The organism is Ruegeria sp. CDSC081 (genome assembly GCF_059610485.1).
Map to the genome: position 1 here is coordinate 186,557 of NZ_JBXWNS010000006.1, position 25,648 is coordinate 212,204.

The window sequence follows — 25,648 nt, forward strand, 5'->3', positions numbered from 1 at the left end:
CAAGCAGAAATTGGCAGGACCGATGGCCCCGCCTTATGACCGTTCTGTCAGGCGGCAGCTTCACGTTGCGCAGTGACCCGGTCAAACCAGGCCAAGATCGCCTCAAGGTCGGGCTCAATCTGCTCGGCACCGCCGCCCGTGAATTCTTCGAATTTGGCCGTGTTCAAACCGTTCACCCCGACAAGAACCGGAATGTCCTGCGCCAGTGCTTCAGCGATGACCGGGCGAAAACCGCGCCCATCCGCCTCGTGCTTGCCGAACTTGTTAACGATCAGCAAATGGGGATTCTCTGCCAGCGATGCCGTCACATATCCAACTGCCCGCTCAAGTGCCGCAGGGTCCAGACGGCAGCCGCGCGACTGTGTACCCAAAGACTGCGAAATCCGGATGGTCTCGCCCTCGGGCAGGACACGGACGTCCATGTCGCACTTGCTGCTGTCGGCGCATTCGGTGTTGGTTTGCACCACACCCGCCAACTGCGCATCTGCGGCCAAAAGGCGATCCGCAGCCGCGCTCAGCAGACGGTCGGTTGCACCGCGGTCGGTGGTCGTAACATAGGCGAGGTACATGCAAATCCCCTTGTCGCAACAATTCGAAACATCAAATAGCACGCACGACCCGCCCCGACCACCACTCAGCTTATGGCAGCGGAGACAATCCGATCACCGGTTTGTGTAGGTGAAGCAGGATTGCAAATGCCACCAGCGCTACAAACCCGATCCAAACAGGCGGCCAAGGGCGTGGCGCACGCAAAGAAAACCTTGCAGTGTTGCGCGACAGCCGACCCCATTCAGCACCCATCTGACGGGACTTGCGTCGATCAATCAGCGGCAGCCCCATCGCAGCAAATACCGCAAACAAACCGAACAAAATCACGTGGGACAGGCTGCCATTGGCCAGCAGATGAGCGACAGCCCACACCAACAGCGCCACCAAAACCGGGTGGCGCGTGGTGCGCAGAATGCCGGGCTTTTCCGGATCGAACGGGCGCTGGCCCAAGCCACCAAATGAAAACGGGTTCTGGATCGTCAAGCCCGCAACCGCGAGCCAGCACACAACGGGCATCATCAGAACGGGAATCCAGCGGAATATCCAAATGGGTGGGATCACCTCGACATACGGGGCTTGCGCTGCGGCGATGATCAACCAACCCAGAACCAGCAGAGACAAGATGGAATAAGCCACGAAATACCCGCGCCGTCCGAACGTAGTGATCAGGCGATCGCGCACAGCGGGGCGCGCTGGTATCGCATGGGTCGCCAGAAACGCTATCAGTGCAGCAAAGAATAGGGGCCAGCCTGCCATGGTAGTCTCCGATCATTTGCGCCAGGTTTAATCACCTGCGCCGGAACGTCCTTGCCCGAAATCAAATGAGGCAGAGAGGCGGTTGTTCCGCCTTTCTACCGATGTTTACAGGCCCAGCGCCTTGCGACGTTCCTCGGCAAAGCCCTGCACGATGCGGTCAGCTATCAGCGCAAGGATAGCCATCGCCGCCCCTGCTGAAATCCCCAATCCCACATCCGCCTGGCCCAGCGCCAGGTAGATCGACTGGCCCAGACCGGTGGTTCCGATCAGCGCAGCGATCACCAGCATGGCAAAGGCGTAAAGGATGGTCTGGTTCAGACCCAGTAAGATAGTCGGCGCAGCATAAGGCGCGCGCACGTCACGCATGATCTGCCACTCGGTCGCGCCACTAGAGATGGCGGCCTCCATCATCTCATCCGGTGTATTGACCAGCCCGTGCCGTGTGTAGCGGATCATCGGAACAACGGCATAGGCGCAAATTGCCAGAAAGGCCGAAAACTCGCCGATCTGAAACACCATCAGTACAGGAATCAAGAACACGAACAGTGGGATCGTCTGCAACATGTCACAGACGGGGCGGACCACCTTCCAAACAGGCAACCAGACTGCACTGGCCAGACCAATCACACCACCGACTACGGCACAGGAAAACACCGCAGCACCGCTCAGATACAGCGATAACAGCGCGCGTTCCCACAGGCCCGAGACAAGAATGGTACAGAGCAATCCGACCGAAAGCGCCGCCAATCGCCAGCCCCCTGCCACCCAACCCAACGCGGCGGCGGCAGTCAGAACGAAAGGCCAGGGCAGATTGGCAATGCCGGTTTCCAGCATCCCGATCAGGATCAGCATCACCAGCCCGCCGGTCAGGTGTCCGCGCCATGCCATTAGCACAGCAATCGCTGCGGCGGCGGCGAACAGGCCATAGCTCATCACGGGCGTCCACTGAAAACCCCATGTGAACGGCAGCACGGCCTGGTCCAAACCAATCCGAAGCGGCAGCAGCACATAGAACAAAGAGTTGTTCTTGAGCGCGTCAAGCCAAGGCCCATTAGCCTGGGTAAACGCCGTCAGCCCGCCGTCAATCACCCCGGCCAGCGGGTCGAGAATGGTCAGTTCGGACGGGTTCGGCAGCCTGGACCAGAAGACAGCGGTGAACAGCACGGCAACGCCAATTACTGCCCAGGCGACACGCTGGTCATAGCGTTTACGTTCGGTCGCCAGCGTCCCGCTCATCCGGTCGATGACGACGGCAAAGACCACGATCACCAGACCGGCCATCAAGGCTTCGCCGAACTGTGCCTTGCGCATGGTCAGAAGAACCTCCCAACCGATATCGTTGAAGCCGCCAATGACGGCTGCGATGATAACCATCGACAGCGCAGCCATTAGGCACTGGTTCACACCGACCATGATCTGCGTGGCTGCAGCCGGGATCTCGACCTGAAACAGCTGTTGAAACCGCGTGCCGCCGGACATGATGGCAGCCTCTTTGATTTCCGGTTCGACCCGCTCCAGCCCCAACATCACGTTGCGCGCCATCGGAGGGGCCGCATAGATGGCCGAGGCGATCAGCCCAACCACAGGACCGAAACCAAACAGCAGCAGCAGCGGCGTCAGATAAGCGAATGTCGGCACGGTCTGCATCACGTCCAGCACGGCCTGCACAAATGACTTCACGCGCGGAACTTCGTTGGCAAGGATACCGATAGCTCCGCCCATGATCAGCGCAACCGGCACGGAAACGGCCACTAACGCTAGGGTGTTCATACTTTCGGCCCAATAGCCCGATGCCAACACAAAGCTAAGGCCCACAAAGCCCAGCGCCGCCATCGGCAAGCCGCCCAGATACCAACCCAGCGCAGTCACCAGACCGATCAGGATGGGCCATGGCGTATTGCCGAGAACAAAGTTGGCCCAGTTCATGGGATAGGCCATGAGATCGGAAAACAGCCGCGCCACCGGTTTGATCCCGTTCAGGAACCAGTCCAGAAACGTGCCGACCCATTGCGTTGCAGGCAGTTCCCAGCCTGCGGGCCATTTGACCAGCCAGGGCGCGACGCCTTCCAGCGCCAGACACAACGCACCGACGATCACTGTGATCAGTGCGGCGCGCGCGCCAATGCTCAGGCGCGCCTGCGGCACAGAAACTTCCGTCGCTACAGTCATGTTTCATCAACCTGCAGGGCGGCGGCCAGATCGGACGGATGAACCGTTCCGACGATGTTACCATCGGCATCCCTGACGGGCACCGGTTCATATAACTCCATGCAATGCGCCAATGCAGCGTCCAATGTCATCGATGTTGTCAGGCCAGGGTCATCTGGTCCCCGCTCTCCGTCTTGGCGCATGACCGATGCGACCTTGGCATGCTGACCCTTGGCGACATCCTTTGAAAACTCTCGCACGTAATCATCCACCGGGCGCAGTACGATATCGGTGGGTGTACCGATCTGGACTATCTTGCCGTCGCGCATGATGGCAATCCGGTCGGCCAGTTTCAGCGCCTCTTGAATATCGTGGGTGATGAAGACGATGGATTTCTGCAACGTCGCCTGAATGCGCAGGAATTCATCCTGCAACTGACGGCGGATCAAGGGATCGAGGGCCGAGAACGGTTCGTCCAAAAACCAGATATCGGGGTTCACGGCCAGAGACCGGGCAATCCCGACACGCTGCCGCTGACCACCCGAAAGCTGACGCGGGAAGCTGTCTTCGCGCCCTTCCAGCCCGACCAACGAGATCACCTCCTGCGCGCGGGCCATCCGCTCTTTGCCGCTAACACCCTGAACACGCAGCGGATAGGCGACGTTTTCGGCAACGGTCATATGCGGGAACAGGCCGAAATGCTGAAATACCATGCCCAGCTTTTTGCGGCGCAGCTCGGTCATGGCTTTCTTTGACGCGCCGATGACGTTCTCGCCATCCACACGGATTTCGCCACCCGTGCCCGGCAAAAGCTGCGAGATACAGCGGATCAAAGTGGACTTGCCCGAACCGGACAGGCCCATGATCACAAACAGCTCGCCCTCCTTGACCTCGAAATTGGCATCCTGAACGGCGGGGATGAACCCGTTTTCCCGCAGATCGGCAGCGGCTTTGTCAGCGTCATTCCCTGACCGAGACAGCGCGTCGGTCAGGGCTTTGTCAGCGCCGGGGCCAAACACCTGCCAGAGATTCTGGCAGGCGATGGCTGGCGAATCTACGTCAGTCACTGATGTCAGCTCACTGCGTTGCCGCGTCAACAACAGGGCGCCATTTGCCTTCGTTTTCAGCCATCCAAGCGGCGACGACCTCTTCGACGGAACCACCATCAACGTCGATCGCACCCATCATCGGCTGCTGATCTTCGACCGCCAGCTGATAGTTAGTCAGGATTTCATAGGCTGCGGGCCATTTGTCTTCCATGCCGCTCCAACCCGCCTTGAAGATGCGCGACGGCGAGAAATCGCAATCGTTCACAGCGTTCGGGTTCGGGCCCCAAGCGGGATCGGTGAAACAGGCGTCTTCTCCGGCTGGCAGTTCGACGAATTGCACATCATAGGCCGACATGGCCCAATGCGGCTGCCAGAAGGTGATCAGCAGCGGCGAGTTGCGCTCGGTCGAGGCCCGAAGCTCGGCTATCAAAGCCCCCTCGGAACCTGCGGGAACCGCTTTGAACGGCAGATCCAGGCCCACCATACGGTCAGCGCCGGGCGTACCCCAATCAGCCGGGTAATCGACCAGACGGCCCCCGGGCAGTGTTTCGGCCGTCGCAAATACCTGCGCGCAGTCCTTCAGCGCTTCCCATGCGGGCAGGCCGGGACACAGGTCAGCCACATGCGCGGGATAGGCGATGCCTTCTTTGGCGTCGAGGCCCAGATCGCCGATTTCAACGACGGTGCCTTCGTCGATCTTCTTGGCATATTCATCCGATACGTTGGACGACCAGATTTCCAGGGTCGCGTCGATGTCACCATCGGCCAGCGCCTGGAACTGATTCATCATGCCTGCGGTCACATATTCCACATTGTACCCGGCAGCTTTCAGCATCTCACCCGCGACATGGGTGGTCACGTGCTGGCCAGTCCATTCGTTGATCGCCAGTTTGATCGGCTGATCCACGGCCCCCATCTCGGCGGCATAGGCAGAACCTGCAACGGTCAGCGCCATCAGGCTTACACTCAGTTTTTTCATTGATTTTCTCCCTGCAATATTCGTTTTGCCCGGTCCGGCGCGCTGTTACGCGCCAGTCGGCTTGTCATGTGACAAATCCATGTCGCAACATGCACAAAAACTGGCGAAGAAGGGAAGCAGACAGTTCGGCGCGGTACGGAATAACTCGCCCCTTTGCCCCAGTGTTTTCCCTCTTTCAGCATCATGCTAGGCGCCCGCGCCCACTGCATTTCCCCAGCATTGCGGTGCGGATATTGATTGACGAGTCAATCACAAACCAGAATCACCCACTTTGTCGAGCATTTCTTTTGGGCTTGGGATGTTTTTTTTACCTTGGCAGGCATGTGTCCCGGGCCACCTTGCAACACCGACCGCAAAACGCGACGCTAGGTTTGGAGGATTCTTCAGATGCGCCATTTCGACGAGATTTTCGCCATAGCCGCCAGCCGTCACGGCGGGACAGATGCCCTGAGCAACAAGCTTTCCAAACCCAAAAGCCCTGCGGAACTGGCTGAAATGCCCGAAGATCGCTGGCTGTCGATTATCACGAAATGCATCTTTCAGGCCGGGTTTAACTGGAAGGTCATAGAAAACAAATGGGACGGGTTCGAAACTGCTTTTGACGGGTTCTACATTGGACGCTGCGCCTTTATGGACGACGAAAAATTCGATGCTCTGCTGCAGGACACTCGGATCGTGCGCAATGGCACTAAGATCGCCACGGTCCGCGACAATGCTGCCTTTTTGCTGGAACTGCGCCAAGAAGGTGGCGTCGGAAAGATTCTGGGAGGGTGGCCTTCGGATGACTATGTCGGTTTGCTGAACATGCTGAGCAAGCGAGGGTCGCGCCTGGGTGGCGCATCGGCGCAATATGCGATGCGATTTGCGGGGCGTGACAGTTTCATCCTTTCGCAGGATGTGACCGCACGGCTGGTGGCCGAGGGCGTGGTCGATAAGCCGCCGACATCGAAAAAGGCAATGGCCTCGGTTCAAGCGGCATTCAACACATGGATGGAACAGTCCGGGCGATCTCTGACGGAAATCAGCCGCGTCCTGGCAATGAGCCTGTAAAAAACCATTTGCACACGAGTGCTGCCAGAATAGATTTTTTGTCATGTTGCGCCTCATTTTGATGACGTCCCTTTTGGTATTCACCGCTTGCGGTCGCCCCCTGACTGATCAGGAGGCTGCTTTTACCCGCACACTTCAGGGTGATACGCTGAAACTCAACAAAGTGCGGTTGGTCGAAGGCGCACCAGTCGCGCCAATAACTTTCTATCGTAAAGATCGGTCACGCCTTGCCTGCCGCGAGCGCATTTTTCCCGCCCCGAAAGAAGGTGTCGTCACCGCAAAACCCGCGGCAGTGGCCCTGTTCAACAAAGTCTATTTCACCCGGGACTGGTATCTGGACGATTATATGTCCGAATTCCCGGATCGGATGAACCTGATCGCGGCGATGTTGCTGGGTCATGAACTGACCCATGTGTGGCAATGGCAAAACCGCAAGAAGACCGGCTATCATCCGCTGCGCGCCGCAGCCGAGCATGGCGGGAATAACGACCCCTATCAATTCGACCTGGAGAGCTCGCCAGATTTCCTTTCCTACGGGTTCGAACAGCAGGGCGCCATTGTCGAAGAATACATTTGTTGCCGGGCGCTGGATCCTTCGGCACCCCGCACCAGACGTCTGCACGAGATGCTGGGCGCACATTTCGATCTGGCTCCGCTACGTGGTGACAAGCGTCAAAGCGCAGTGGTCATCCCCTGGGCCGATGCCGAGATCGAAGGAATCTGTCGGTGACGTTCAGTTGGCCTGCAGCGTCTGCAGATAAGCCACCAGATCCACGATCGGCTGGCTGGTCAGGATCGGCTGCCCATCTGGTGTTTTCATCGCCGTATCCTGCCCTTCGAAATACGGTCCATAGACTGGCATCGGGCTGCCATGGCTGACCAGCGGGTCTCGTCCATCTATGCGCGCCACAACACGAGCGGTCGGGAATACCCCTTCGCTGCTTGCAAGCCGCGTCAGGTCAGTTGGCTGAATAACAAGGACGCCTGCCATTGGACCATAGCCCGTCGCGTCGATCCCGTGGCAGGTTGCACAATAATGCTGGTACAGCTCGGCGCCGGTATCTGCATCCTGCGCGCTGACCTGAGACGCCGTCACAAACGCCGCTATCGATAGCGCCCCCATTGCCTGTCTGATCATCACATCCTCCTGTCAGATTTGACATTTTCAGGCTTGCCCGTGCCTGGGCTTGGCGCAATGATCCAGATCAACGAGGCAATAGGAAAACCGCATGACACAATATGCTGCTATTATGCTTGTGGCTGGAATTGGGGTTCCGATCCTTGCCGCGTTGAATGCCGCATTGGGCAAATTGATCGGGTCGCCAACAACAGCGGCTGTGGTCCTGTTTGCGATAGCCTTTGCATCAAGTGCAGCGTTGATGGTGGTTTTTCCCGGCTTTGGAGCCCTTTCAAAAATTGCCGATGCCCCCAAGCACCTGCTTCTGGCCGGTGTGCTTGTCGCCTTTTACGTTCTGTCGATCACCCATGTTGCGCCACATTTTGGGGTCGGCAACGCGGTGTTCTTTGTCCTTCTTGGGCAACTCGTCAGCACTGCAGCCATCGACCACTTCGGCTTGTTTGGCGCGCAGGTCACCCCGCTGACATGGATTCGCGCAAGCGGTATCGCAGTGATGGCTGCAGGCGTTGCCATCACTCAACTGGCCTAAGCGCGCCTCCGTCCAGCCTCAGTGTTCGGTCCATCCGGGCGGCAAGCTGCATGTTATGCGTGGCGATCAGAGCCGAGAGCCCCTCGTCCCGCACCAAAGCCATCAAAGCGTCAAACACCTGATCCGAGGTTTCAGGATCCAGATTGCCCGTCGGCTCATCCGCAAGCAGAACCCGCGGCTTGTTAGCCAATGCGCGGCAGAAGGCCACGCGTTGCTGCTCACCGCCAGACAGGGCGGCCGGCCGGTGATCGGCGCGCGCGGCGACGCCGACATGATCCAGAAGGGACATCGCCCGTTCCTGAGCGGCCTTCTCGGACACGCCATTGGCCAGCTGCGGCAGGGTGATATTTTCCAGCGCGGTGAATTCCGGCAACAGATGGTGGAACTGATAGACAAAGCCGACATCCTGCCGCCGCAACGCAGTTCGTGTGCGATCACCTTTCCCGGTCACGTTCTGGCCTGCAATCTCAACCGATCCTGTGTCGGGTGTGTCCAACAATCCGGCAATATGCAACAGCGTCGACTTACCGGCACCCGAGGGCGCGACCAGGGCCACGGCCTCGCCCGCATGCAAGTCCAAATCGACACCGCGCAACACCTGAACTTCGCCCGGCGTGCCTTTGAGGTAAGTCTTGGTCAGACCGGCCAATCGCATCATTACATCACTCATAGCGCAGCGCCTCAACAGGGTTCAGCCGCGCCGCGCGACGGGCGGGGAAATAAGTGACCAGGAATGACAAGCCCAGAGATAGGCCAACGGCCTTGAGCACATCCGAAAGATGCAGCTCGGCAGGCAGCGCATAGATGCCGCGGATGGACGGATCCCAAACCCCGCCCCCCATCACAAAGTTCACAAAACTGAAGATTGGGTCGATATAGATTGCAAAGAGACAGCCCAGCACCACGCCCAACGCAGTGCCGATGATCCCCGTAAATGCCCCGCAGATAAAGAACACGCGCAGGATCGAGCCTTCGCTCAGCCCGATGGTGCGTAAGATGCCTATGTCTCGGCCCTTGTTTTTCACCAGCATGATCAGACCCGAGACGATGTTCATCGCCGCGATCAGAACCAGGATCGACAGGATGATGAACATGACGTTGTCTTCCACTTCAAGCGCGCGGAGGAACCCGCCCGAGGCATCCTGCCATGTCCAGATCTGACTGCGCTCGCCTGCGGCTTCAAGGATAGGGATCAGGATCGGCGTCAGCTCTTCGGGGCGGTCAACCATAACTTCGATCTCATCAGCCACGCCCTCGCGGTTGAAAAAACCCTGCGCCTGTTCGAAGGGCATATAGACCCGCGTCCGGTCGATGTCATAACGCCCAGCAGAAAACACATAAACCACCTGGTAGGCATTCACTCGGGGAGAGGTGCCAAACGCGGTCTTCACCCCATTGGGTGAGGTCAGCTTGATGGTATCGCCCACCGTCGCCCCGATGCTGCGCGCGACGCCTGAACCTATGGCAATGACGTCCTGGCCGTTCTGAAACATCGACAGATCACCAACCGCCTGTTCGCTTTCGGCGACACCGGGCAGCTCCAGCAAATCTTCGGGCTGGATGCCAAATACCTCAACCCCGCTGCTGCGGTCGCGATTGGTGATCAGAACCTGGCCTTTCACCAAAGGTGCTGCACGCTGAACGCCCGGTACCTGAGCGACCCGGTCGGCCATGTCCATATAATCCGCAATGGTGCGATCGACCTGCCCCTGCGCAGTGAACTCACCCGATGAATACACGGTCACATGGGCGTTAGCCCCCAGAATGGTTCCAACAAATTCGGACCGGAAACCGGACCTGACGGCCAATGTGGCGATCAGCGCAAACACTGCCAGGGTAATCCCAATCAGCGAAATCCATGTCATCACGCTGACGCCACCTTCAGCACGGCGCGCACGCAGGTATCGCCAAGCGATTTTCCACTCAAAAAGCGCAAATGGCGGTGGTTTCTTGGCCATGTCTGCTCCGCTGGTTTTGTTTTGTGGCGACCCTCTCGGCAAATCGACCGGGGGTCAAGCCGGTTATCCGCCCACTTCGACTTGCCCCGTCAAAGCAGCGGTTCTGTTCAAGGCGACCTCGGCGATGGAACGATCGCAGATACCGCGGCTTTCCAGCTCGTGAAACACCCGGTTTCGAATGTCGGCGGGCAGCTTGTAAAGCGCTCTGTTATGCAAGCCTAGGGTCAGAGTTTCCGGATCGTCGAGGCGGGAAAGTTCATCAGTCAGTTTCTGCGCCGAAAAGGATGGCCACAGCCCTATGCTAGTGTTTCCCGAGGGTTCGAACCAAGGCGCAAAACCGGCTTCGGATTTCAGACAAAATGCATTCAACAACATAAACTCAGACGGGCGCCTGCGAGAGGCAAATAGCGACTGAACCGATCCGTGGCGCGCATTTATCTCTTGCAGCAGATTCAGGATCAGCGACCGGCGCACAGGATACGGCGTTGCGAAATTTGTTGTCTGAATGCCGTCCGTTTCCGGGATCGACGCGCCCAGCGCATCAAAGCTCTGTTCCAGCCAGCGTCTATGATAATCGCTGTTCACACCGATAAACGGAATCCGCGCCGCACCACTGTCCGAGAAAAACTCGGCCTCCTGAAAGGGGCGCAGAAACAGGTTCTTGGTGTCCAGTATTACAATGTTTTCTGTCGAGGCAGCCCGAGCAGATCCCAATTTCAAAACTTGCTGTGTCCGGTATCCGTTGTTGCCACGCCATCCACCCTTGCGCGCGCCCGGAATGCGGTATCGGTTTTCGACCAATATCCTGTCCGAGATCGACCGGCGCGCGCATTGCCCAGGAGCCAGCAAAACGTCATCGCCGCTCAGGACTTCAACTTTGGGTCGCAACGGACCGTAAGAAGCCAAAATCGGTTCCACCATCGCGCGCAGTGCCGGTTCGCCCACATCGTTCATGATCACCCGGATCGAGCCGACCTGATCAGGGTCAACAAATCGGGCAAAAGACAATGCCTGCAATTCAAGCAAGGGGAAGTCTTTGGAATAGACGACGGTTGTGAAGCTCAGCAAACCGTGGATCCTTTTGTGATTTTCGGCCCGTGTATCAGCAAATTCCAGGTGATCCAATTCCGCAAGAAATTCAACCATCGGCGAATCAGGTCGGGGTTTTTCAAAATACGGATGATTTCCACATGCCGCATTATACCCTTGGTTGTGAAGCCCTTCACAGACAGCACCGCATTGTTTCAGCTATGAAGTCAATGTGAGCATTCAGGGTGAAACTGCACTCAAAATGCAACATTTTAGGCGCAATATTATTTCGCTTTTTGATTATTTAAAGAAACTTTGTCACCCTACTTTGTGGGGGAATTCATTTCCAGAGCGGGGGTCGCTCATGAATATTCGTACTGAAACAGAACAACCGGGCGCAATTTCGGCCCGGAAACTATCTACAGAAATTGATTGCGAGACCGCAGCACTGCTGCGCGCGGCGATACGCCCGATATTTTCCGGTGCCGCAAGCTGGGGCAATCTGACGGATATCCTGAAAGATAAAGGGTACCATTTGGCGTTTCGACAGGGGCGGCTCTGTATCACCGATCGCATGACTGGCGACCGTGTTTGCGGAATACGCTTTCTGGGGTTCGAATTTAAGGACCTGGTCAATCGCTTGGGCCGTCCGATCGTTGTTCCACGCGGATCCGAGGCTGATGGCGATCTGCTATCCGTCCGACCGACTGCGACAGGCCACTAATAGCGCCGCCAAAACTGTACGGATCGGCGGGCCGTTTTCCATAGGCTATGGCGTGCCGCCAGTTTGATCCCGACCGGAGTATCTGGGCGCCGCAGCAATTCAATCATCAGATTGGCGGGCATATGTCCGCGGCGGTAGAACCGGAAGAAATCCTGTTGGGTCAGGGTCCGCGCTGCATTGAAACCTGAATAGAATTGAACCCAGACGCGGGCATAATCCTCGGCGGTTTTGACAATGTCGCTGGTTACGCCTCTGCCCCAGAACATGGAAACAGGCTCATCCGTGCGCTCTCCCTGATATCCGGTAGCGACAAGCCTCAGCATCAGGTCATAATCCGCAGCCACCCGAAACTGCGTGTCATGCCCGCCAAGCGCCTGAAACACATCCCGCCGCAGCAACACCGAATTGTGGCAGAACGGCATCCGCTGCAGGATCGCTTTGAGCGACATGCGCTTTTCCCGACTTTCCGAACCGTCCTCGTATTTGCGCAGGGTCGAGCCATACAGGAAATCCGGTCGAGATTCCGCAAGCAGGTCGGCAAGGGTGTTCAAAATGCCATCCGATGCCAGCGAGTCATCCGAGTTCAGGAACAGCAGATATTCACCCTGTGCAGCCTCGGCGCCTTTGTTCATGGCATCATACAGGCCAGTATCAGGCGCGCTGATCACGCGCGTTCGTGGTGCACCTGCCGTCAGCTCTTCCAGAAACGCCACAGTGCCGTCATCCGATGCGCCATCCTGAATGATATGTTCGGCCCGGTCGCAACTCTGCCGGGCCATACAGGCTATGACTTCGCGGAAACTGTCCTGCCGCCCTTGGGACAGTAGGTTATATGTCGCCGTGATGACCGAGATCAGCGGCGCGTCGGTTTCAGGCGATACGCTCATAGATCTCGGCGATCTTGGTGACGGCGGCTTCGGGGCTCAACTCTTCGCTTTCGCCTGTGCGGCGGCAAGTCAGTTCCACCACACCGTTCTTCAGGCCGCGCGGACCGACCGTGATCCGCCAAGGCAGGCCGATCAAATCCATCGTGGCGAATTTACCGCCTGCCCGTTCGTTACGGTCATCATAAAGTGGCTCCAACCCCAGCACGGTCAGCGCGGCATAGAGTTTTTCACAGGCTGCGTCCGCTTCGTCATCGCCTTGTTTCAGGTTCACGATACCGCAATGGAACGGGGTCACACCCTCTGGCCAGATGATGCCCTTGTCGTCATGGCTGGCTTCAATGATCGCGCCAACCAAGCGGCTGACACCGATGCCGTGGCTACCCATATGGACCGGAACTGGTTTGCCATCGGGGCCTTGAACGGTTGCCCCAAGAGGTTCGGAATATTTTGTGCCGAAATAGAAGATCTGGCCAACTTCGATCCCGCGCGCCACACGGCGCCGATCTTCCGGCACCTGATTGAACAGCGCCTCGTCATGCGTCTCGTCGGTGCGGGCGTATTTTGAAGTGAACTCTTCCAGAATGGACTGACATTGACCACGGTCGTCATAGTCAATCTGACGGTCGCCAAAAGTCAGGTCGGTGACGGCGCTGTCATAGAATACCTCAGACTCGCCGGTTTCAGCCAAAACCAGGAATTCATGCGTATCGTCGCCACCGATTGGGCCGGAATCGGCGCGCATCGGGATCGCCTGCAAACCCATGCGCTCATAGGTGCGCAGATATGTAACCAGGTGGCGGTTATAGGCGTGCAACGCATCCTCTTTGGTCAGGTCGAAATTATAACCGTCCTTCATATAGAACTCGCGGCCCCGCATCACGCCGAAACGCGGACGGATTTCATCGCGGAATTTCCACTGGATCTGATAGAGCGTCAGCGGCAGGTCCTTGTAGCTACTGACATGACCCCGAAAAATGTCGGTCACCAGTTCCTCTGCAGTCGGGGTAAAAAGCATGTCCCGGTCATGCCGGTCTTTCATTCGCAACATTTCCTGGCCGTAGTCGTCATAACGTCCGGATTCGCGCCACAGATCTGCCGATTGCATGACAGGCATCTGAATGGCGATGTGACCCGCTCGCGCCTGTTCTTCGTGCACGATGTTTTCCAGCTTGCGCAGAACTTTGAACCCCAGCGGGAGCCAGGAATAGATCCCAGCAGCGGCCTGCTTGATCATGCCCGCGCGCAGCATCAGCCGGTGGCTGACGATCTGAGCCTCGGAGGGGTTTTCCTTGAGAACGGGCAGAAAGTAACGGCTGAGGCGCATGGCTTGACCTTTAGAGGTAAAATTCGACTTCAAAGGTGATTATGCCAAAGCCCCGCCGGGGGCAATCACGCATTGGGGTTTTACGACCACGGGCCTGTCGGTTTTTTGATTGACCCGCCAGTTAGCTGCGTCAAATGTGGCGGCAATGTAAAGTCACCGAGGCGCCCATGCAGACCATTCAAGAACCCGCCCGTCAGATCCCGGTTGTGCACGGCACAGATATTCTTGTCGTAGGCTCTGGCCCTGCAGGTCTGGCCGCAGCGCTGGCGGCCGCACGGGCCGGGGCCGAAGTGTCGCTGGTCGACCGCTTCGGCTGCATGGGCGGCAATATCACTGCTGTCGGCGTTGAAGGCTTTGCCTGGTATCGCCACGAGCAAACGGTCGAGGCTGGCGGCATCGGCATGGAGTTCGAAACCCGCGCCAAAGAAATGGGCGCGGCGGTGCCAGAAAGCCAGTCGCTGAGTTATGAGCTGGATAGCGAAGGGTTCAAATTGGTCGCCGACAAACTGATCGAAGAGGCCGGTGTGCATCCGATGCTGCACCGGCAATTCGTGGCTCCGATCATGGACGGCGACCGGATCACCGGCATCATCACCGAATCCAAAGCCGGGCGCGAGGCGATACTGGCGAAGGTTGTCATTGACGCTACCGGGGACGCAGATGTCGCCCATCGCGCCGGTGCGCCCACACACAAGACCGCACGCGAAGACATGATGGCGGCCTCGGTCATGTTCCATCTGGCGGGCGTCGACAAGCGCGCCTTTATCGAAGGCGTCAAGGCCGACCCCCAGACCTATAAGGACTGGGGCGGTGGTAGCGAATGGAACATTGAGACCAGCGGTAAAGAGGACGACATGTACTCGCCCTTTGTGCACAAACCGTTCCAGCAGGCGATTGATCAGGGGCTGATCCCAGCACATCTGAACACCATCGCGGGTACTTGGGGCGCGATGCATGACACCGGTGAGCTGACCTATATGAACCTTATTCATCTGGCCGAGATCGATGGCACCGATCCCGACAGCATGACCCGCGGTGAGATCGAAGGGCGGCGTCAGTCAATGCTCGCCATCGAGGCGCTGCGCCGGTTCATGCCCGGGTGTGAGAACGCCCGGCTGCGGAATTTCGGGATGACCATCGGCATCCGCGACACCCGCAAGATCGACGCGGTGTACAACATGACCGAGGATGATGCCCGCCATCAGGGCCGGTTCGAAGACACCATCGGCATCTATCCCGAATTCATCGACGGCTATGGCATTCTGATCCTGCCCACGACTGGTCGGTACATGCATATCCCCTATCGGTCGATGTTGCCCAAAGGGATCAGAGGCTTGCTGGTCGCGGGCCGGTCACATGGGGCGGACCGGGTTGCCCATGCGGCGACGCGCAACATGGCTTGCTGTGCGGTCATGGGTCAGGGCGCGGGGATTGCTGCTGCGCTTTCACTCAAAAGCAACCAAGACCTCGATAAATTGAACCTTGCCCCGGTGCATAAAGAACTGGCACGGCAAGGCGTGAGGATACGCTGATGGACCACATCCCAACAATCGACATTGCTCCGCTGGGTGACGCCAGCCACCCCGATTTCTACGCAACCGTTCAGGCAGTCATGGATGCCTGCACCCGGATTGGGTTCCTGTCGATTACCGGCACCGGCGTTTCGCGGGACACCGTCAACAACATGCGCACTTGCGTCAGGGCGATTTTCGACATCGACGATGAAGCGAAATGGGATCAGGCGATCACACGCGAGAACTATCGCGGATACATACCCATGGGATTTTTCACCCCGAATGACGGGTCGGGCAAAGCGGATAAATACGAGGGTTATAAGCTGCACTTTCAAATGGCCATCGAAGCGCCCATCCGCCGAGATTGTGCCCTCTATGGCCCAAATATCTGGCCCCGCCATGTTCCACGGGCACAGGCAGTGATTCTGGATTACTGGTCAAAGCTGGACGGTGTCGCGCATATGCTGCTGGGCGCGCTGGAGGTGGGTTTGAAGCTACCTGCGAACCAGTTGCGAGACGCGTTTCATGATCCTATGACCAATATGTCCCTGCTGCACTATCCCCCGCAGGCCCCGGACGATACCGGCTATGGCATCCACCCGCATAAGGACACAGATGCGCTGACCATCATCGCCCCTGACCCGGTCGGCGGGCTTGAAGTTCAGACCCGCGATGGCGGCTGGATCACACCCGACTGCCCGCCGGATGGATTTGTCGTCAATATCGGCGACATGCTAGAGCTTTGGTCGGGTGGCCGGTTGAAATCCACCCCTCACAGGGTGGTCAACCGATCGGGTCAAGAACGCTATTCCTTCCCGTATTTCGCGGTGCCGCGGCATGATGTGGTTGTCGAACCGCTTTTGACGCCTCTGCCCGGCTTTGACCGTCCATCCGTTCATTGCGGCCATTGGTCTGCCGAAATCTGGCGCACCAACTGGCCCGACGAAACAGCCCATGACGCCACCCCTGAACTGGGCACGTTAAGCGACTAGCCCCGCGCGATTCTGGCGGGTCATGAAGCGCTTGCATCGTGGGGCCGCATACGCCAAGAACATTTGCACGTGCCGAAACAAGGGGACCACCATGGCTTTGCCGGTAAGAGATCAACTCAGGTACTGGGGCATCGCCGCAGTGGTTATTGTACTGCTGTTGTGGGCACTTGGCGATGTATTGCTGCCCTTTGTAATCGGTGGCGCGATTGCCTATTTCCTTGATCCTGTTGCGGATAGGCTTGAAAAGCTGGGCCTGTCCCGCATGGCCGCTACGGGGGTAATCACGGTTGTCGGCGTTTTGGGTTTCGTACTGCTTATCTTGATGGTCGTTCCGGCGCTGATCACCCAGTTGATCGACCTGGTCGAGGTTATGCCCAGCCTTCTCAAGCAGCTAAGAGGGTTTATCGAACAGCAATTCCCGTCGCTTTTGGACCGCGAATCCAACACGCACCAGTTTCTGGTGTCCTTGGGTGAGACGCTTCAGTCCAAAACTGGTGATGTCCTGCAATCTGTCGCTGCGTCGCTTGGATCAGCCATCAACGTGGTGGTTCTGCTGGTGATTGTCCCAGTGGTCACCGTCTACATGTTGTTGGACTGGGACCGCATGATTGCTCGTATCGCAGAGCTTTTGCCCCGCGACCACGCCCCCACCATCAAGCGGCTGGCTGGTGAGATTGACAGCGTTCTGGCCTCATTTGTACGTGGAATGGGCACAGTCTGCCTGATCCTGGGCACCTATTACGCCGTCGCGCTGATGGCCGTCGGACTGCAGTTCGGGCTGGTCGTTGGATTTATCGCCGGCTTAGTCACGTTTATCCCTTATCTGGGCGCCCTGATCGGGGGCTCACTGGCCATTGGTTTGGCACTGTTCCAGTTCTGGGGAGACTGGACGCAAATTGGGCTGGTCGCAGCGGTCTTTGCATTGGGTCAGGTGGCCGAGGGCAATTTTCTGACGCCAAAGCTCGTCGGCAGCTCGGTCGGGTTGCACCCGGTCTGGCTGTTGCTGGCATTGTCGGTCTTTGGCGCCCTGTTCGGATTTGTCGGGATGCTGATCGCGGTGCCGGTCGCTGCAGCACTTGGCGTTCTGGCGCGCTTTGCCACGTCGATCTATTTGGATAGCCGTCTGTATACTGGCCTTGTGGGTTTGGACCAGGAAAACGATTGAATGGCCCTACAGCTGAGCTTTGATCTACCGGCCAAGACTGCGCTGGGGCGCGAGGATTTTTTCGTCTCGCCCGCAAATGCTCTGGCCGTAGCCATGATCTCGGCCACCTCATGGCCGGGGAATAAACTGGTGCTCAGCGGACCTGCTGGCGCGGGCAAGACACATCTGGCCCATGTGTGGGCGGCAGAGACCGGTGGTCGAATTGTGCAGGCCTCGCAGATCAAGCACGACGAGGTTCCTGACCTCGCCCAAACACCGATCGCAGTGGAAGATGTCCCCATGATTGCTGGCGATATGGACCAGCAGAAAACTCTATTCCATTTGCACAATCTTGTGTTGGCAGAAGGCCACGCCCTGCTGATGACCGGGCGCCTGGCGCCAAATTTCTGGCAGTTGCCCTTGCCTGACCTGCAAAGCAGGATCGAAGGCGCACATCACGTTGCGCTGGACCCGCCCGATGACGCGCTACTGGGCGCCGTGCTGGCCAAACTGTTCGTAGACCGACAGCTGAACCCCGGACCCGAGGTCATCGCTTACCTCGTCAAACATATGGATCGCCGTTTCGAAACCGCCGCCAGCACTGTGGCGCTGCTGGATCAACTGGCGCTGTCTGAGAAACGAGACATCACGCGGGCTCTGGCCGTACGAGTACTGAGTGCGGAACTGGAAGATGCCGAAACCAGCGATTGACCCGTCCCCGGTGATTTCGCATCTTAAGCCTGGAATATCTGGACGAGATATGGATCAAGCCGTAGATACCAACATTCCCGACTGGGGACCTTTCGGAAAGCCGTTGTTTGACAACCCCGAGGCCCGCGCCCTGTCGCGCGTCGGCGTTGTTGATGTAGGGTCAAACTCGGTCAGGATGGTGATCTTTGATGGTGCGGCGCGATCGCCTGCCTATTTCTACAATGAAAAAGTCATGTGCGAGCTTGGCGCGGGCCTGTCCGAGACCGGCCGCCTGAACCCGCTTGGCAGGATACGTGCCCTGGCTGCGTTGAAGCGTTTTTCCCGGCTGTCAGACGATCTGGGTCTGCCGGGGCTGCACGTCGTGGCCACCGCCGCCGTGCGAGAGGCCAAGGATGGCCCGGATTTCTGCGCCGAAGTTCACGCGCTAACCGGGTTGACGGTCTCGGTCATCGACGGCGGGGAAGAGGCACGCCTGTCCGCTCAGGGCGTTTTACTGGGCTGGCCCGGTGCATATGGTCTGATCTGTGATATCGGCGGGTCCTCGATGGAGCTGGCCGAGATCGGTGGCGGAGACGTTGGTCGTCGCCTGTCGTCGGCCCTAGGTCCGCTGAAGCTGCGGGATATCAAGGGCGGTCGTCGCGCGCGCAAGGCGCAAATCAAGGAGACGATGGAAAACCTGCGCGACCAGATGGGCCCTCAGCGCGATCGTCTGTTTCTGGTGGGCGGAAGCTGGCGGGCCTTTGCAAGGCTCGACATGCTGCGCCGGGGATATCCCCTGAACGTGCTGCATGAATATCGGATGACGACAAAGCAGGTGCATCAGACCATCAAATTCATCGAAAAGGGTGACCCGGAAAAACTGCGCAGTCTGGCAGGCGTCTCGGGTTCTCGGATGGCGCTGATCCCTTATGCTATGGATGTGCTTGCGCGACTGGTGCGAACGTTCAAACCCAAGGACATTGCCGTTTCCAGCTATGGCATCCGCGAAGGCCTGCTTTACGAACAGATGCCACAAATCCTGCGCGATCGTGACCCTTTGATCGAAGCCAGCTACTTTTCCGAAGCCAAAGATGCCCGCCTGCCCGGGTTTGGCAAACATCTGTTCGAATTCGTCATGCCTCTGTTCAAATCCGCGCCGGCCGCGCGGGTCAGGCTGATCAAGGCTGCGTGTCTTTTGCACGATGTCAGTTGGCGCGCCCATCCGGATTACCGGGCTGAAACCTGCTTTGATTACGTAACTCGCGCCAACTTGGGCGGATTAAAGCATTCCGAACGGGTTTATATCGGGCTGGCCCTGCAGCACAGGTATCGCAACAAGCGTGAGGGCAACCGGTTTACCCCTCTCTATGACTTGTTGGGCGAAAAAGATCAGGAACAGGCCGAGATTCTGGGCAAAGCCATGCGCTTTGGTGCAATGCTGTGGATGCAGAACGAAGCCACGATGGGCACGCTTCGGCTATACCCTAAAAAACGTCAGCTAGAGCTGATTTTGCCCGAAGCCGCAGCCCCTCTCTTTAGCGAAGTGGCCGAAGCACGACTGAACTCATTGGCAAGCACGCTGAAATCCGAACCCCGCTTGATCATCAAAGGCTGACCCTCAGATATCAATCTCGCCTTCGGGCTCATTTTCGGGTTTTTCCGGCTCAACCTCGGGCTCGGGCGGCTTTTTGCGGATAATAATATCCCCGTTCGGCAGGAATTCCGGAGCCTCATAAACACTCCAGTCCTGTACTTCGGCGGCCAGTTCCGCCAGGGCCGGTCCCATTTCCTCAAAAAACGACTGCATCGCGGGGCCGAATTGATCTGCCAGCCCCAACAAATCTTCAAGCGCGGGTTCCATTTCCTGACGCAGCCCTTCAAAGAACAACTCAGCCCCTTGTTCCATCAAGGATTTGCCTGTGTCGTCCTCTGCCTGTGCCGGAACGCCCATGGCCGCTGTGACCACGCATATTGAAATGAACTTTTTCATGCTTCAGATATAAGTCGCCCACGCCGGCGATGAAAGGTCACAGATCAATATCCAGCGTGACAGGGAAATGATCCGAGGCTGTCAGCAGCGCCTCGTGCAGGTCCCGCGAGGCATAGCATGCAGGGTCCTGGAAAGGATGCCATATGCGCCATTTCGGGCGCTTAACACGCAGCCCTTCGCTGATCATGACATAGTCCAACAGCGCCTCAAGATGATCAGCCCTGTCGCGGCGAACAAAGCGCGCGGACGAGGGTAAGATTTCGGGTTCAGCCTCGTTTGCCATCACCGCATGCGGATCGAACAGACCGGTCTGCAACAGGATTTCGACAGATGAGCGTCCGAACAGGTTTTCAAACTCATCCAAGCCCGGCCCGTCGTTGAGATCGCCCAAAAGGATGACATGCTCGTCAGCCGCAATATGTGCCTGTACTCGCCGCCCCAACCAGACAGCCTGTGCAAGCTGTTTGCGTCGATTGGCGATGGATATCCGGATCGCCTCATCGCGGCTTTCTGCCCCATGCGGGGCTTTGGATTTCAGATGCGCTCCGATCAGTCGAAACGTCGCCCCGCCTGACGTTTGCGCTGACAACTCCATTGGCGGCTTGGAAAAGCGCACATGATCCTCGGTTGCATCTATATCCAGGTCGATCTTGAACACGCCATCAAAACGAGGGGCAGCCCCTTTTCCCTCCTTGTTTCCTTTGGGATCATGGCGCAATGACAGGATCTGAGGATCGAAAAGAAACGCAAGTTCCTGATGGGTATCGTTCGGAAACCCCATGATCGCGTTTCCTATGCGGAGATCGAACGCTTCGGCAAACCCTTGCAGCGCACGCACGGTGTTCTGCGTCTTACCAGTATTCGGAGCTTCAACAATCAGTACGGCATCCGCGTCGATTGCCGTCAGCACTTTTGCGATGGCCTCGATCTGTTCAGCTTTGGTGACATTGTATCTGCCGGACCAGCTGTCATCTACGATCAAACGGTCTTGCCGGTCGAAGAGATTGGCGAACCATTCAATATTGTAGGTTGCCAATCGCATCGGTTCAGGCCTGCGCGCCTTTGATTTCATCCCAGGCGCGATTGATGTCGATCATCTTTTTTTCGGCCAGACGAATGGCCTCTTCCGGAACGCCTCGTGACATCATGGCGTCGGGATGAGTGTCGCGTACAAGTTGCCGCCAGACCTTACGAATGTCGGGCAGAGGCATATTCCGCGGCACACCCAGCACCGTATAAGGATCCTTTGGTGCATCCGGTACAAACCGTGCGCGTAAGGCCAGAAACTGAGCATCGGTCTGACCGAATATCCGGCTGACATCTTCCAGAAACTTATTTTCGTTGGGATGATAAAACCCGTCGGCCATTGCGATATGAAACAGCCCCTCCATCAGGTCGCACAAGGTGGTGCTGTCTTCTGCGAACATATAGGCAATTTTGCTGGCATATTCCTGATACCCGGCGACATCGGTGCGCGCCATGTCAAAGACTCGAGCTGCACCGGCCTCATCTTCGCGTGCGATCTGAAATACATCCCGAAAGGCAGTAACCTCGTCTCGCGTGACCTGCCCGTCGGCCTTGGCCATCTTGGCCCCCAGGGCGATGACCGCAATCGCAAAGGCGACCGAGCGTTCCGGCGGCGTGCGCAGTTTCTCGAACACGGCCGTCAGGCTTTCGCCCTGTGCAAGCGCGCTTAGCGCATCGGATATACGGGTCCAAATCGACATGAGTGCACCCTAACCCGCTCCTTCGCGACTGTCAGGTGCGACAGATCACTGCGGGGCAAGAATTTTCTGCATCAGCACAAGATCCAACCACTGACCGCATTTAAACCCCACCTCGGGCATCAGGCCCACTTGTGTAAATCCGGCAGCCGTATGGAAAGCGATGGCCGCAGGGTTGGCCGAGGAAATGCCCGCAATCAGAACATGAACATTGTCCATCTGTGCGCGGGCTTCCAAGGCCTGCAACAATGCGCGGCCTATCCCCTGGCCCCGCGCCTGCGGTGCCAACAGGATCGAGTGTTCACGCGTATGGGCATAGCCCGGCCCTGACCGAAACGCACCATAGGTTGCGAAGCCCAGAACAACGCCGTCACGCTCGGCCACCAGAAACGTCGCCCCCCTGGAGACGATATCCAAGGCAACGGCGTCATCGTTGCGCAATTCAGTGGTGAATGTGATCAGCGTATCGCGGATTATCGCATTCCAGATTGCCGCAACAGCGGGTGCATCTTCTGGCTGGGCTTGCCGGATGTTCATTCCAATACCCGTACCCCGTGCGGTGTGTCGATTTCGGCACGCAACGCCGCCGGACCGCTGTCGAACTCAACTTGCCCCAACGGCCCCACCGCTTTGGCGAGATCCAGCGCATCAGGGTGATAGACGACTAGGCGGCGCAGCTGGCAGCCACAGTCGTTCAGCATGTTTGCCGGGTGAAGATCACCCTGCCACTGGATGAGCGCCGGGAAAAGATTATCAAACGGCAGGCGCCCATTGGGAGGCACCGCCATGCGCCAACGCAGCGCGCCACGGTTTAGGTCGATCGGTTGACCGACTCCGTCCGGAAAGACCGTCAGCGAGCCCTCGATATCCGGAACCTGGCAAATCCAGTTGGTCAAGCGGGGAGCGCCCTGAAACCGATCTAGATCGAACCAGCGGGTTCTTTGCGGATTGGGTGCATCGGGGTCAATCGCGATGGCTTCCAGATACAAACCGTCCCGCAGGCCCAACAACCGGTTATGAGTTCCGAATTTCTCGTGCTTGCCGCCGTCCTGCAAGGGTACGCCCAGCGCCTGTTCGACATGAGCCGAAGCCTGTTCAAGCGTTTCGCCAGCAACCGCCAAGTGATCAAGTAACACGGATGAGCCCCCCAGATGACAAACGGTCAGACCGCAAGGGTCTGGCCGTATGTTTTCCTCAAAGGCGCTGGATCACAAGATTTTTCGACGAAAAAACTTGGCGCCGGGTCAATCTTTGGCTTCGCCGATCAAACTCAGGATATCTTGTGCCGCCTCTGGGATGTTCGTACCCGGACCAAAGATCGCCTTAACCCCGTGATCATAGAGGAACTTATAATCCTGTTGTGGGATGACACCTCCGCAGATGACGATGATATCCTCAGCCCCCGCCTTTTTCAGTTCTTCGACCAGCTGCGGGGCCAGCGTCTTGTGCCCGGCTGCCTGAGACGAAATGCCGACGACATGGACGTCATTGTCCACCGCGTCTTGTGCTGCCTCGGCTGGCGTTTGGAACAGCGGGCCAACGTCCACGTCAAAGCCGATATCGGCAAAGGCTGTGGCGATCACCTTGGCCCCCCGGTCATGCCCGTCCTGCCCCATCTTGACGACCAGCAGGCGCGGGCGACGGCCTTCGGCCTCAGCAAAATCCTCAATGGACTTCTGGATGGCGGCAAAGCCTTCGTCGCCCTCATAGGCGGCCCCATAAACACCGGCCAGCGTTTTGACCTCGGCGCGGTGGCGACCAAATTCCTTTTCCATTGCCATGCTGATCTCTCCTACGGATGCGCGGGCACGGGCGGCTTCGACAGCAGCGGCCAGCAGGTTGCCGCCATCGCGGGCGGTGGTCGTCAGGGTGTCCAGCGCCTTTTGGCAGGCAGCCTCATCGCGCGTGGCACGGATGCGTTCCAGACGTGCCAACTGCGCCTCGCGGACAGCCACGTTGTCGACATCCAGAATGTCTATCGGGTCTTCCCGTTCCTTGCGGTACTTGTTGACGCCGACGATTACCTCGTCACCCCGGTCGATCATCGCCTGCCGTCGGGCGGCGCTTTCTTCTATCCGAAGCTTTGGCATGCCGGATGCGACGGCCTTGGTCATGCCGCCCATTTCCTCGACCTCTTCCATAAGAGCCCAGGCTTTTTCGACCAGCTCATTGGTCAGGCTTTCAACATAGTAAGACCCGGCCAGCGGATCGACCACATCGGTCACCCCGGTTTCCTCTTGCAGCACCAACTGAGTGTTCCGTGCAATGCGAGCAGAGAAATCGGTGGGCAGCGCAATCGCCTCGTCCAAGGCGTTAGTATGCAGCGATTGGGTGCCGCCCAGAACCGCACTCATCGCCTCATAGGCGGTGCGGATCACGTTGTTATAGGGGTCTTGTTCTTGCAGCGACACGCCCGAGGTCTGGCAATGGGTGCGCAGCATCTTAGAGCGCTCGGATTTCGCGCCGAAATCGGTCATTACCCGATGCCAAAGGGTACGGGCCGCACGCAGCTTGGCAATTTCCATGAAGAAATTCATGCCAATGGCAAAAAAGAACGACAAGCGACCAGCGAATTTGTCGACATCCATTCCGGCCTGTGTCGCTGCACGAACGTATTCGCGCCCGTCAGCCAGCGTATAGGCCAGCTCCTGCACCAGGTTCGCCCCGGCCTCTTGCATGTGATAGCCCGAGATTGAGATCGAGTTGAATTTGGGCATATCATTCGACGTATATTCGATGATGTCCGAGATAATCTTCATCGAAGGCTCAGGCGGGTAGATATAGGTGTTACGCACCATGAATTCTTTCAGAATGTCATTCTGAATAGTGCCGGACAGGACGGATTTGTCGTGGCCCTGTTCCTCACCCGCTACAATGAAACTTGCCAGGATAGGAACCACGGCACCGTTCATGGTCATCGAGACCGAGACCTTGTCCAACGGGATGCCGTCGAACAGGATTTTCATGTCCTCTACGCTGTCGATGGCCACACCGGCCTTGCCCACATCGCCGACAACGCGTGGGTGGTCGCTGTCATATCCGCGGTGCGTGGCCAGATCGAAAGCCACCGAGACCCCCTGCTGACCCGCCGCCAGATTGCGACGGTAGAAGGCATTCGATTCTTCGGCGGTGGAAAACCCAGCATATTGGCGGATCGTCCAGGGACGACCGGCATACATCGTGGCCTTCACCCCGCGCGTGAAAGGCCCAAACCCGGGCATGGAGCCCATATGCGGCAGATCAGCCGTATCTTCCTGTGTATAGAGTGGCTTGACGGCGATGCCTTCCAGCGTCTCTTTTGTCAGGTCGTCCAACGGGCGACCGCGCAGCTCTTTCTCGGCCAGCGCCTGCCAGTCTTTCCTATTGGTCATTGCGATATCCTTTTCTCAATTCGGGTCGCGCAAGGGCATGGCCCGCGCGTTATCATCCGTGGTTGCGCCCATTCGAATTGGGTGGGACGCAATATTTTATGGG

General features: G+C 57.9%; 26 protein-coding genes. 9 read left to right on the forward strand and 17 right to left on the reverse strand.

From position 1 onward, the window contains the following. Positions 1-47: 47 nt before the first annotated feature. From AC2FH9_RS12890 to AC2FH9_RS12910, 5 genes are all read right to left on the reverse strand, one after another. The gene (locus tag AC2FH9_RS12890) at positions 48-569 is read right to left on the reverse strand and encodes a DUF2478 domain-containing protein (protein WP_496694801.1); all 522 of its coding nucleotides are present in this window, start codon (positions 567-569) and stop codon (positions 48-50) included. Positions 570-639: 70 nt separating this feature from the next. Beyond that, positions 640-1,305: an NnrU family protein gene (locus tag AC2FH9_RS12895; RefSeq protein ID WP_496750222.1), complete on the reverse strand. Its 666-nt coding sequence runs from the start codon at positions 1,303-1,305 to the stop codon at positions 640-642. Positions 1,306-1,410: 105 nt separating this feature from the next. Beyond that, positions 1,411-3,474, reverse strand: a complete 2,064-nt coding sequence (locus tag AC2FH9_RS12900; protein WP_496871794.1) for an ABC transporter permease — start codon at positions 3,472-3,474, stop codon at positions 1,411-1,413. Continuing rightward, positions 3,471-4,520, reverse strand: a complete 1,050-nt coding sequence (locus AC2FH9_RS12905; protein ID WP_496871795.1) for a quaternary amine ABC transporter ATP-binding protein — start codon at positions 4,518-4,520, stop codon at positions 3,471-3,473. Before AC2FH9_RS12905 ends, AC2FH9_RS12900 begins: the two co-directional genes overlap by 4 nt. Positions 4,521-4,530: 10 nt before the next feature. After that, positions 4,531-5,481: an ABC transporter substrate-binding protein gene (locus AC2FH9_RS12910; RefSeq protein WP_142636848.1), complete on the reverse strand. Its 951-nt coding sequence runs from the start codon at positions 5,479-5,481 to the stop codon at positions 4,531-4,533. Positions 5,482-5,868: 387 nt separating this feature from the next. On the opposite strand from AC2FH9_RS12910, the gene AC2FH9_RS12915 reads away from it, so the two are divergent. Next, on the forward strand, positions 5,869-6,531 hold the full coding sequence (locus AC2FH9_RS12915) for a DNA-3-methyladenine glycosylase I (protein WP_496871797.1): 663 nt from the start codon (positions 5,869-5,871) through the stop codon (positions 6,529-6,531). Between the two features lie 43 nt (positions 6,532-6,574). Continuing rightward, entirely contained in the window at positions 6,575-7,261 is a 687-nt protein-coding gene (locus AC2FH9_RS12920) for a hypothetical protein (RefSeq protein WP_496750225.1), read from the forward strand. Positions 7,262-7,264: 3 nt separating this feature from the next. Here the strand turns inward: AC2FH9_RS12920 and AC2FH9_RS12925 are convergent, their stop codons facing one another. Continuing rightward, complete coding sequence (locus AC2FH9_RS12925) at positions 7,265-7,669, reverse strand: c-type cytochrome (RefSeq protein ID WP_496690926.1); 405 nt, start codon at positions 7,667-7,669, stop codon at positions 7,265-7,267. A gap of 91 nt (positions 7,670-7,760) precedes the next feature. On the opposite strand from AC2FH9_RS12925, the gene AC2FH9_RS12930 reads away from it, so the two are divergent. After that, positions 7,761-8,198, forward strand: a complete 438-nt coding sequence (locus AC2FH9_RS12930; RefSeq protein ID WP_142636840.1) for a DMT family transporter — start codon at positions 7,761-7,763, stop codon at positions 8,196-8,198. Here the strand turns inward: AC2FH9_RS12930 and AC2FH9_RS12935 are convergent. From AC2FH9_RS12935 to AC2FH9_RS12945, 3 genes are all read right to left on the reverse strand, one after another. Then, a complete protein-coding gene (locus tag AC2FH9_RS12935; RefSeq protein ID WP_496871799.1) occupies positions 8,182-8,868 on the reverse strand; it encodes an ABC transporter ATP-binding protein in 687 nt (228 codons plus the stop codon). The two genes, AC2FH9_RS12930 and AC2FH9_RS12935, sit on opposite strands and share 17 nt — an antisense overlap. Next, positions 8,861-10,156 (reverse strand): lipoprotein-releasing ABC transporter permease subunit, encoded by a 1,296-nt coding sequence (locus AC2FH9_RS12940; RefSeq protein ID WP_496871801.1) that lies wholly within the window; start codon positions 10,154-10,156, stop codon positions 8,861-8,863. The genes AC2FH9_RS12935 and AC2FH9_RS12940 overlap by 8 nt, the downstream gene beginning before the upstream one ends. Positions 10,157-10,219: 63 nt before the next feature. Beyond that, positions 10,220-11,302 carry a DUF6492 family protein gene (locus AC2FH9_RS12945; protein WP_496871803.1) on the reverse strand — a complete coding sequence of 361 codons (1,083 nt, stop codon included), beginning with the start codon at positions 11,300-11,302 and terminating at the stop codon, positions 10,220-10,222. A gap of 247 nt (positions 11,303-11,549) precedes the next feature. Here AC2FH9_RS12945 and AC2FH9_RS12950 point away from each other — a divergent pair, with 247 nt between their 5' ends. Beyond that, positions 11,550-11,909 (forward strand): hypothetical protein, encoded by a 360-nt coding sequence (locus AC2FH9_RS12950; RefSeq protein WP_281994920.1) that lies wholly within the window; start codon positions 11,550-11,552, stop codon positions 11,907-11,909. Here the strand turns inward: AC2FH9_RS12950 and AC2FH9_RS12955 are convergent. Both AC2FH9_RS12955 and proS read right to left on the reverse strand, forming a co-directional pair. After that, on the reverse strand, positions 11,906-12,796 hold the full coding sequence (locus tag AC2FH9_RS12955; protein ID WP_282027547.1) for a glycosyltransferase family 2 protein: 891 nt from the start codon (positions 12,794-12,796) through the stop codon (positions 11,906-11,908). The genes AC2FH9_RS12950 and AC2FH9_RS12955 overlap by 4 nt on opposite strands. After that, on the reverse strand, positions 12,780-14,120 hold the full coding sequence (gene proS / locus AC2FH9_RS12960; RefSeq protein WP_271949474.1) for a proline--tRNA ligase: 1,341 nt from the start codon (positions 14,118-14,120) through the stop codon (positions 12,780-12,782). The genes AC2FH9_RS12955 and proS overlap by 17 nt, the downstream gene beginning before the upstream one ends. Before the next feature lie 167 nt (positions 14,121-14,287). Here proS and AC2FH9_RS12965 point away from each other — a divergent pair, with 167 nt between their 5' ends. The 5 genes from AC2FH9_RS12965 to AC2FH9_RS12985 all read left to right on the forward strand — a co-directional run bounded on the left by AC2FH9_RS12965 (position 14,288) and on the right by AC2FH9_RS12985 (position 20,075). Next, on the forward strand, positions 14,288-15,652 hold the full coding sequence (locus AC2FH9_RS12965) for an FAD-dependent oxidoreductase (RefSeq protein WP_496871805.1): 1,365 nt from the start codon (positions 14,288-14,290) through the stop codon (positions 15,650-15,652). Beyond that, positions 15,652-16,626, forward strand: coding sequence for an isopenicillin N synthase family dioxygenase (locus AC2FH9_RS12970; RefSeq protein ID WP_496871807.1), 975 nt, complete (start codon positions 15,652-15,654; stop codon positions 16,624-16,626). Before AC2FH9_RS12965 ends, AC2FH9_RS12970 begins: the two co-directional genes overlap by 1 nt. Positions 16,627-16,717: 91 nt before the next feature. Next, positions 16,718-17,791 (forward strand): AI-2E family transporter, encoded by a 1,074-nt coding sequence (locus tag AC2FH9_RS12975; protein WP_496871809.1) that lies wholly within the window; start codon positions 16,718-16,720, stop codon positions 17,789-17,791. Next, positions 17,792-18,481, forward strand: a complete 690-nt coding sequence (locus AC2FH9_RS12980; protein WP_142636820.1) for a P-loop NTPase family protein — start codon at positions 17,792-17,794, stop codon at positions 18,479-18,481. It begins immediately after the preceding gene. A gap of 49 nt (positions 18,482-18,530) precedes the next feature. Next, on the forward strand, positions 18,531-20,075 hold the full coding sequence (locus tag AC2FH9_RS12985; RefSeq protein WP_496689682.1) for a Ppx/GppA family phosphatase: 1,545 nt from the start codon (positions 18,531-18,533) through the stop codon (positions 20,073-20,075). 3 nt (positions 20,076-20,078) lie between these two features. Here the strand turns inward: AC2FH9_RS12985 and AC2FH9_RS12990 are convergent, their stop codons facing one another. The 6 genes from AC2FH9_RS12990 to scpA form a co-directional block, all read right to left on the reverse strand. Then, positions 20,079-20,450: a hypothetical protein gene (locus tag AC2FH9_RS12990; protein ID WP_496693827.1), complete on the reverse strand. Its 372-nt coding sequence runs from the start codon at positions 20,448-20,450 to the stop codon at positions 20,079-20,081. 37 nt (positions 20,451-20,487) lie between these two features. After that, positions 20,488-21,492 carry an endonuclease/exonuclease/phosphatase family protein gene (locus tag AC2FH9_RS12995; RefSeq protein WP_142636815.1) on the reverse strand — a complete coding sequence of 335 codons (1,005 nt, stop codon included), beginning with the start codon at positions 21,490-21,492 and terminating at the stop codon, positions 20,488-20,490. 4 nt (positions 21,493-21,496) lie between these two features. Next, on the reverse strand, positions 21,497-22,177 hold the full coding sequence (locus AC2FH9_RS13000; protein ID WP_142636813.1) for a molecular chaperone DjiA: 681 nt from the start codon (positions 22,175-22,177) through the stop codon (positions 21,497-21,499). Between the two features lie 45 nt (positions 22,178-22,222). After that, entirely contained in the window at positions 22,223-22,711 is a 489-nt protein-coding gene (locus AC2FH9_RS13005; RefSeq protein WP_496871812.1) for a GNAT family N-acetyltransferase, read from the reverse strand. Then, on the reverse strand, positions 22,708-23,310 hold the full coding sequence (locus AC2FH9_RS13010) for a VOC family protein (protein WP_496871813.1): 603 nt from the start codon (positions 23,308-23,310) through the stop codon (positions 22,708-22,710). The genes AC2FH9_RS13005 and AC2FH9_RS13010 overlap by 4 nt, the downstream gene beginning before the upstream one ends. A gap of 108 nt (positions 23,311-23,418) precedes the next feature. Beyond that, the gene (gene scpA, locus AC2FH9_RS13015) at positions 23,419-25,545 is read right to left on the reverse strand and encodes a methylmalonyl-CoA mutase (protein ID WP_496677727.1); all 2,127 of its coding nucleotides are present in this window, start codon (positions 25,543-25,545) and stop codon (positions 23,419-23,421) included. Between the last annotated feature and the right edge of the window lie 103 nt (positions 25,546-25,648).